Source organism: Sodalis-like endosymbiont of Proechinophthirus fluctus, from assembly GCF_001602625.1.
In the GTDB taxonomy this organism is placed as follows: domain Bacteria; phylum Pseudomonadota; class Gammaproteobacteria; order Enterobacterales; family Enterobacteriaceae.
This window is the reverse complement of record NZ_LECR01000007.1, coordinates 1-4673: the sequence shown is the minus strand read 5'-3', so window position 1 is coordinate 4673 and position 4673 is coordinate 1. Positions and strand designations below refer to the sequence as shown.

Genomic DNA, 4673 nt, shown 5'->3' with positions numbered 1-4673 from the left:
GCCGCAACAGATTGAGCTTCTCATTGCCCGAGCGCGTTTTGCTATTACCGACCGGCGGGTTGCGCAACATCTGATCCAGCGGTAGTACCATCAAATTGTTACTTCCCTTGTCGTTGATCAGAATTTTGCGGGTACTACTTAGCACGCGCTCCATTGCGTCGATATACAGACGTTCGCGAGTAATTTCCGGTGCTGCTTTATACTCCGGCAACACCTTGGCGAAACGCTGCACTTCCCCCTGCGCTTCCAGTACGGTGCGGGCTTTATAGGCGCGACCCTCTTCCAGAATGCGCTGCGCCTGACCGTTGGCGCGCGGCTGCACTTCATTGGCATACGCTTCGGCTTCGCGGATATATTGCTGTTCATTTTCCCGCGCGGCGATAGCGTCATCAAAGGCCGCCTTCACCTCTTCTGGCGGCCGGGCGGCCTGGAAGTTAACGTCCAATAGGGTGATGCCCATATTATAAGGCTGAATAGTTTCTTCCAGCACTCGCTGGGTGTCGCTTCGCACGACAGTGCGGCCTTCGGTCAGGATGCGATCCATCGTGTATTTACCGATGACGCCGCGCAGAGCGCTGTCGGTGGCCTGGCGCAGGCTATCGTCGGCATTGGTGACGCTAAACAAGTATCGTTCGGGATCGGTCACACGATACTGCACGTTCATTTCGACGCGAACCACGTTCTCATCGGAGGTCAGCATGACTCCAGACGCCGCCAGTTCCCGTACGGACTCCATATTGACCGCTGTCACGGTATCAATAAAGGTCGGCCTCCAGTTCAAACCAGGCTGAACCAGATGATAGAATTTGCCAAAACGCAGCACTACGCCGCTCTCCGCTTCTTTAATCGTATAGAAGCCGCTGCCTGCCCAGATGACCACCAAGGTCGCCACCGCCAGACTGATATAACGGCCACTCATGCTAGGCACATCGGTGCTGGTACCGCCACCGCCTTTATTGCCGAACCCGCTCAGCTTGCGGCTGAGTTTGCGGAAGATATCATCTAGATCGGGCGGCCCTTGTTCTCGTCTCCCTTTATTGTTATTTCCGCTAGAGTTGCCGCTATTATTCCCCCACGGGTCGCGGTCATGTCCGTTATTACCGGGCTGGTTCCACGCCATGTTTTAGCTCCATTTTTACTTTAATTAGTATTCTTCAGGCTTGAGTTCCCAAAAGACGGTTAGACAAGGTAGTCTACCACTGCCGTTTCCTGCTTACATAAACGATGCCAGTCGATGATAGGCAGTCTCACTACCAGCCCCACACTGCCATCTTCCTCGATCCACTCTTTTTCTATGGCCTGCAGCTGGTAAAAACGGTTGCGCAGCCGGCCGGCCTGTGGAGGCAAACGGAGCTCCTGGCGGGCAAGACCGCCAGCCAGGAGCTCGGTAAGGACCTGTATCAATAGCGCGATCCCTTCGCCGCTGTGGGCGGAAAGCCAAACCCGCACCGGTCGGTTTTCTTCATCGCGATCGATACGTGACGCAAAATCGTCAAGCAGATCAATTTTATTCATGACCAACAACGTTGGGATATCGTTAGCTTCAATCTCGGTCAGCACCTGGTCCACAGCATCGATGTTTTCACTAATACGTGTATCAGCAGCGTCGACAATATGCAACAGCAGGGTGGCCTGCCGTGTTTCCTGCAGCGTCGCTTTAAACGCTGCCACCAGGTCGTGGGGTAGATGGCGGATAAATCCTACAGTATCCGCTAAAACGGTATCCCCCACGTCGGCGACGTTAATACGCCGGAGGGTCGGGTCGAGAGTGGCAAACAACTGATCGGACGCATACACACCAGCCTTGGTCATTAGATTGAACAGGGTAGACTTACCAGCGTTAGTATAACCCACCAGCGAGACGGTGGGCACATCCGCCCGGGCGCGAGCGCGCCGACTCTGCTCGCGCTGCTTCTCCACCCGTTCCAAACGGGAAAGGATCTGGTTGATGCGATTCCGCAACAGGCGACGGTCAGTCTCAAGCTGGGTTTCCCCCGGCCCACGCAGCCCAATGCCGCCCTTTTGCCTCCCAAGGTGCGTCCAGCCGCGTACCAGACGCGTAGCAAGATGACGCAACTGTGCCAGCTCCACCTGTAGCTTACCCTCATGGGTGCGCGCGCGCTGAGCGAAAATGTCGAGGATCAGCCCCGTGCGGTCGATAACCCGGCACTCGCACAGGCGTTCAAGATTACGCTCCTGGGCGGGGGATAAGGTATGATCGAATAGGACCACAGATGCGCTACTGGTTTTAACTGCCTCCGCGATCTCTTCCACTTTTCCCTCTCCGACAAAATATTTGGGATGTGGCGCCTTACGGCTGCCGGTAACGACGTGCAGCGTCGCGATGCCGGCGCAAGAGACAAGGGATTTAAATTCCTGTAAATTTTCTATATCCTTGTCTTGCGAAAAAAAGATGTGAACCAGTATAGCCTGCTCACTGGCATCATAACGGTCAAACAAGCGTACAACCTCTCATGCGGATATACCGCAGCTATAATCCTGGCGTTAGCGCTAAACAGCACGTTAAAGCACCGCGAAATGGTCAGCAGCAATGCGCCTTATTCGGCGTCACCGCTTTCTACCTTATTCGGCGTCACCGCTTTCTAATTGTGACGGTTGCGAAATAGGGGTGCTGCCATAGTGATAATTACTGGAACCACCGCTCGGATTGTTATTGTGATGCGATACGGGGCGCGACGGCACGACGGTAGAGATAGCGTGTTTATAAACCATCTGGCTGACCGTATTCTTTAATAAAATGACAAACTGATCGAAAGATTCAATCTGACCCTGTAGTTTAATGCCATTCACCAAATAAATAGAAACTGGAACACGTTCCCGACGCAACGCGTTCAAGAACGGATCTTGCAGAGATTGCCCCTTAGCCATTCTGTCTTTTCCTTATATGTGCTTGTTGGTCGTAACAAGAACCATGTGGCTCTAAATAAAATAATCATTGTAAAAAAGCGTGTTCAGTACCATCAATTGTACACAATCACCCAACCTATGCACTAACAACCTGTAATACTCTGCTGAGGATGGTGGCAGGTTCATCGCTATTAAGCCAATGAACATCACGCCACCTACGCAACCAGGTCATTTGGCGCTTGGCAAGTTGTCGTGTCGCGCAAATCCCGCGAAACACCATGTCATCATAATCAGTTTCGCCCGCTAGATATGCCCACATCTGGCGGTAGCCAACGCAACGAAGGGATGGCATTTCCCGGTGAAGATCACCCCGGGCAAAAAGCGCACTGACCTCGTGCTCAAAACCGGCGGCTAACATCTGATGAAAGCGCTGCGCAATACGCTGATGCAGCAATACGCGGACAAGCGGCGCGATAGCGAATTGATGTATCCGATACGCTAGCGCTTCACCGGATATTTTTGTCAGTTCCGTTAGGGTGTTACCTGAAACGAAAAAAACTTCCAGCGCCCGCGATAGTCTCTGCAGATCATTAGGATGAATACGACTTGCCGCAATCGGATCAATCCGTCGTAATTGTCTGTGCAACACCTGCCACCCCACTATTTCTGCCTCGCGTTCAATACGAGCACGTACGTCGGGATCTGCCGGGGGCAAAGGGGATAATCCCTCTAACAGCGCCTTGAAGTAGAGCATGGTCCCACCCACCAACAACGGTATACGACCGGCCTCGGTGATCTCTGCCATTTCCTTAAGCGCATCACGGCAAAAATCAGCCGCTGAATAAGGCTCCGCCGGATCGCGGATATCTACCAGCCGATGCGGTGCCCGCGTCAACTCTTCGGCGCTGGGCTTGGCCGTGCCGATATCCATACCGCGATAAATTAGTGCGGAATCGACACTAATGATATCCACCGGCAAGTGCTGGAGCAATGTCATCGCGAGCGCAGTCTTACCGGAGGCAGTGGGCCCCATCAGGAAAATGGCTTGGGGCCAGCGCAGAAATGTCGGCTCAGTCATAGTTCAAGGCATTATATAGCGACCTCAACATTCAATGTTACCAAAAGCCCATCGGGCTGGGGGCTTTCACCCACTGTAGACAAAACCGCTCCACCTTGGCAGGCAACTGTATCGCCTGGGAATGGCTCCAAACGACCGATTCGTGCTGCAATCAGCGGGCAATATAAACCGCAACCCGGAGATGCATCACCGACGTTTCGCCCTGCAGGTAGGCTAACAGGTCTGGAATCAAGTTTTGTAAATTTTGTTGGAGTAATGGTAAAGGTACCGCATTCAGTATTACCTGATGAAGATGCGCCTGTAGCGCGATACCTATTTCATGTAGCAGTGGCTAATGACGTTTAAGCGCCAGCCACGGCCTCTTCATCGCGCATCGTCATACGCAGCGGAACAGCAGCGACTGAGAGCGCATCTGTTCCATACCGGGTGCCAGTTGGCGTTTGGTCAGAGCGTGTTCGGCAACCGGCAGTGAAAGCAGCGCCAGGCTGCTTTCGACTCTACCAGCACATAGCAGGTGCGACCATGATTAAAACTATGCTAAAAATGTGGTGATTACCGGCGACCGCCGGGCCAGGCGCTGACGGACTCCTCGCCCATAACTGCAAAGGAGGGCGACGCGTCGCCGGTGTGCGGCGACCAGTTGTCGCCAGGGAGGGGGACCGCCATCTGCCGGTCCTAGCCAGGAAAAATATCGCGCGGTGCTGTTTGCCCCTCCTGCAGCAGCGGC

General features: G+C 53.8%; 5 protein-coding genes. All 5 read right to left on the bottom strand.

What is annotated here, in order from left to right:
- Positions 1–1120, bottom strand: a 1120-nt coding sequence (gene hflK / locus BG74_RS00835) for an FtsH protease activity modulator HflK (RefSeq protein ID WP_187202455.1), incomplete at its 3' end; no start/stop codon positions are given.
- Between the two features lie 59 nt (positions 1121–1179).
- Positions 1180–2460 (bottom strand): ribosome rescue GTPase HflX, encoded by a 1281-nt coding sequence (gene hflX, locus BG74_RS00830; protein ID WP_066595844.1) that lies wholly within the window; start codon positions 2458–2460, stop codon positions 1180–1182.
- A 123-nt stretch (positions 2461–2583) separates the two neighbouring features.
- A complete protein-coding gene (gene hfq, locus BG74_RS00825; protein WP_066595841.1) occupies positions 2584–2889 on the bottom strand; it encodes an RNA chaperone Hfq in 306 nt (101 codons plus the stop codon).
- A gap of 115 nt (positions 2890–3004) precedes the next feature.
- On the bottom strand, positions 3005–3946 hold the full coding sequence (gene miaA / locus BG74_RS00820; protein WP_066595840.1) for a tRNA (adenosine(37)-N6)-dimethylallyltransferase MiaA: 942 nt from the start codon (positions 3944–3946) through the stop codon (positions 3005–3007).
- Between the two features lie 151 nt (positions 3947–4097).
- Positions 4098–4223: a hypothetical protein gene (locus BG74_RS09835; RefSeq protein ID WP_244267102.1), complete on the bottom strand. Its 126-nt coding sequence runs from the start codon at positions 4221–4223 to the stop codon at positions 4098–4100.
- Positions 4224–4673 lie beyond the last annotated feature (450 nt).